General features: G+C 32.3%; 5 protein-coding genes. 3 read left to right on the plus strand and 2 right to left on the minus strand.

What is annotated here, in order from left to right; translation table 11 throughout:
• On the minus strand, nucleotides 1-647 hold a 647-nt coding region (locus tag EZH24_RS08350), incomplete at its 3' end, for a hypothetical protein (RefSeq protein ID WP_137998698.1).
• A gap of 265 nt (nucleotides 648-912) precedes the next feature.
• Nucleotides 913-1866 (minus strand): peptidylprolyl isomerase, encoded by a 954-nt coding sequence (locus EZH24_RS08355; RefSeq protein WP_137998700.1) that lies wholly within the window; start codon nucleotides 1864-1866, stop codon nucleotides 913-915.
• A 184-nt stretch (nucleotides 1867-2050) separates the two neighbouring features.
• On the opposite strand from EZH24_RS08355, the gene EZH24_RS08360 reads away from it, so the two are divergent.
• The 3 genes from EZH24_RS08360 to EZH24_RS08370 all read left to right on the plus strand — a co-directional run.
• Entirely contained in the window at nucleotides 2051-2824 is a 774-nt protein-coding gene (locus EZH24_RS08360; protein WP_137998701.1) for a CAP domain-containing protein, read from the plus strand.
• Between the two features lie 23 nt (nucleotides 2825-2847).
• Nucleotides 2848-3252, plus strand: coding sequence for an ExbD/TolR family protein (locus EZH24_RS08365; RefSeq protein ID WP_137998703.1), 405 nt, complete (start codon nucleotides 2848-2850; stop codon nucleotides 3250-3252).
• Between the two features lie 15 nt (nucleotides 3253-3267).
• Nucleotides 3268-4003 (plus strand): adenine nucleotide alpha hydrolase family protein (locus EZH24_RS08370; RefSeq protein ID WP_137998705.1); only part of this gene is annotated, 736 nt, incomplete at its 3' end.

The following is a 4003-nucleotide window of genomic DNA, read 5'->3' on the forward strand; positions in this document are numbered from 1 at the left end:
CAATACAAGCCGATATTTATAGCCCATTTTTGATTCAAGAAAATAGAATAATCTAAAGTCAATTTTGCATAAGGTATAACATAATAAGACTTTCGTTCTTGGTAATATTCATATCCATCCCCGTAATAGACATAGTCATACCATTCATTCTCTTCGCCGCTTGTAGTATCTTCATTATTTTCAAGCGAATATGAAGCGGAACTTGACGAATAATTCTTTTTATAGCTATAGCGCCAATAGTCGTATATAGGAAATTTTATTCCTCCGCCAATTCCTATTGAAAATCCTTCTATATTAAATTTTGACAGTAATCCTACTTGAATACTATCATAACGAAAGCAATAATCTTTCAAATAATTTCCGTCATATTTAATTTTGTAATTATCATGAGAATATCCAATATCTGCCAAAACGCTTAAGCCAAAACCTTCTTTAATTTGAAACATTCCGCCAAATTGAGCGTTAACTCCAGCGTCAAAGCCGAAGTAATTTTTCATTCCATAATCTTTCATATTTTGAGAAATTACAGAATAACTCGCTCCGATTGGAACATTCAATATAAATTCCGCACCGCTTTCCGCAAACGCCGATACGCTAAAAATTGTAATAAACGCAATCGTTAGAAAAAATTTTTTTATTGTTTTCATGTTATAACCTCTTTTTATAAAATATCTTTCACTAATAATATAACAAAATATTTAAAAAAGTCAAGTATAATTTTGTATTTTTATCAAAAAAAAAAAAAATAATAGATAATTTTCAAAAAGTAGTCAATTTTAGAAAAGCATCGTTCCAAATTTAGATTACTTCGCTTCCATTCGGTCGCTCGTAATAACATGTATGAATTCTTTATTGCGAGCATGCTATAAGGCACACAGAGTATAGCGAAGCAATCCGTATGAAATAGTATTTTTATTTATACAATTTTACCGAAACTCTTTTTGTCTCGTCTTCGAGCCATTTAACGAAAGATTCTCTCATACGAATTTCGCCGAGATAATTTTTTACTCTCGTTCTTATGCTGTCCATATCTTTTTCTACGGAAACTATTTTTACGATATAAAAACCTTTTCCGACTAATTCCCTAACCGTGCTGACCGTTCCCACTTTATAGCCTCTCTTTACCAAATTAAGTCCCGCGTTTATTTGAGAAGGCAACGATTTTTTCCCCGCATCGTATAAAAGATTATATCCCAAATCTCCGCCGTTATTTTTTGTCGCTCTGTCATCGCTGTATTTTCGGGCAAGTTCCGCAAAATCGTCTCCTCTCGCCGCCAATCCTCTAACATTATTTGCAATTTGCTGTTTTTCGCCTTTTTCGGTAAAAGTTGTGGCTTGAAAAAATATCCATGAAAGTTTAACCAGAGTATCAACCTCGAACATCGATTTGTCTTTGCTGTTGTTGTAAAATTCGTCCGCTTCCGCGTCGCTTATATCCGAATTATTAACCACAAGTCCGCTTAAATTTTCCATAGCGATTTGCTTTTTTATCGAGTTTCTATATTCTTCATATGAAATTCCTTCCGCCCTTAATTGCTTTGAAAATTGGTCTAATGTCATATTATATTGTTTTGCAATACCGTCTAATCTTCTGCTAACATCGTTTTCTTCTATCGTATAATTATATTCTTGAAGTTTCAAATACATTATTCGCTCTTCAACCAAATCTTTATAAACTATATCATCGTTAATATTCTGCCCAATCGATTTTGCCTGAAGATTCAAAAAAGTTCTTCGGCTTATAAAATCTTCGTAAGTTATAGGTATAGAACCGACAATTCCCACTATGCTATTAACCACATCGCCCCATAAAATATTATTAAAAATATTAAATATAAAAAATGAAATTAAAATAATTTTCTTCATTGCAATAAATCTCCGTTAATTTTTATGATTTCTCAATTTATTAAAACCGTTAATATAGAATAACATTAAAATAATTTATATGCAACTAATTTAATTTACTTTTATTTTTTACGATATTATTATAAAATATGATTTACTTATTAAATAAAAAGATAAAACTATTAAACGATAACGGAGAATAGAAATGAAAAAAATAAATTTAATAATAATTTTTATGTTTATATTTACTTTAATATTAAACGCAAATGTCATAGAGGACGAAATATTAAGACTAATCAATTTGGAAAGAAGCAAAGCGTCTCTTCCGCCAATCGCAAATAACGAAAGATTGCATTCGATAGCCTTATATCATAGCGACAATATGGCGAATAATAAATTTTTTGGAAATACCGATTTGGACGGATTCGATTCAAAAGGCAGACAAATAAAATTGTATCCAGAAATGGTTGGAAATATAACGGAAAGTTTTGCAAAATTGGATGTGATTCCTCTTACAGATAAAAACGCAGCTTCGAGCATAGTAAAAAGACTAATGGAAACTCCAGACGATAAAAAATATATAATGTCAAAAGATTTTAACGCTATAGGAATCGGCGCGTCAAAAAGAGGAATCGGAGTATATACCACGATAACTTACGCGAATATAATAGCCGAAGAAGTCGATTTCAAATCGGAAGCGAAATTAGGAGAAGACATTACTATAAAATATAGAATCTTAAATAAAGCTCCTTTCACGGATTTTAAAATTGCCGTAGAAACCGCAGATAAAGACGCAAGAATACTTAGCGATGACGGAAAAACTTATATAGGCGTTATTATATACGATGTTAATGATGCGGGAAATAATGTTTTAAGCAGAACTTTCAAAGCGGAATACGGAAGAGGCGATTATAAAATATCTCTTCTATATAAAGGCGAAAGATACGAAAGCAATATAAAAACAATAACGGTAAAATAAAAATACGATAAAGAAAAAATATAATGAAATTTCGCAGAAGATTTGAAATAAAAAGCGGTATAGATTTGACGCCGATGATAGATATAGTATTTAATTTGCTAATATTCTTTATGGTTGGAACTACCATAATAGAAACTCCTCAAATAGAAATTAGTTTGCCAAAATCGAGTTCGGCTGTCGGAAGAGATTTGAATCAAAATATAATAATAACGATTTCCAAAGAAGGGCAAATATTTGTAAACGGAGAAGCGATTAACGATATTGACGCTCATCTTTCAAACCTTTCTACTGTCGAAGGCGAACTTGAAAAACCCGTTGAAATAAGGTCGGACGAGGATGTGAGGACGCAGATTCTTATATCGGTTATAGACAGCGTAAAAAATGCGGGATTCACGAGATTAAGTATAGCGACAGATTCCGCAGAATAAAATTTAGGAAAGAGAATGAATAAAAAGGCTAAAGCGATTTTACTTTTATCTGGAGGATTGGATAGTTCGCTTGCTGGAGCGATACTCAAAAGAGAAAATATCGATGTTCTTGCAATAAGATTTATCACGGGATTGGAGTATGCCGTTATAAAAGAAGAACTTATGGAAATATATAATAACGACCCCGCTAAAAAAATTGCCGACTTTCTAAATATTCCTATAAGATTTGTTTCGTTAAAAGATAAATATATAGATATGTTTTTAAATCCGAAATACGGATATGGAAGCGCCGTAAATCCATGTTTGGACTGCCATATTTTAATGCTTAAAACGGCAAAAGAAATAATGGAAAAAGAAGGATTCGATTTTGTCGCTACGGGAGAAGTGAAAGGACAGCGCCCAATGAGTCAAAAACCGCAGGATTTGATTAACGCGATAAAAGAAAGCGGACTCGAAGGAAGATTGCTTCGTCCATTATCGGCAAAACTTCTTCCTATAACGATTCCCGAAAAAGAAGGTTTGATAAATAGAGAAAATTTGTTTGGAATATACGGAAGAGCGCGACATATACAGATGGAACTCGCAAAAGAATTCGGCATAAAAGACTATCCTATTCCAGCGGGAAGCGGTTGTTCGATAGTAGATAAAAGTTACGCGAAAAGATATAAAGAACTTGTAGAACATAATACGACAAAAATAATCAATATGGAATTAATGCAATATTTGGCTATAGGAAGACATATAAGAATAG

Origin of the sequence: Brachyspira catarrhinii (genome assembly GCF_005518285.1) — a bacterium.
Taxonomy (GTDB): domain Bacteria; phylum Spirochaetota; class Brachyspiria; order Brachyspirales; family Brachyspiraceae; genus Brachyspira; species Brachyspira catarrhinii.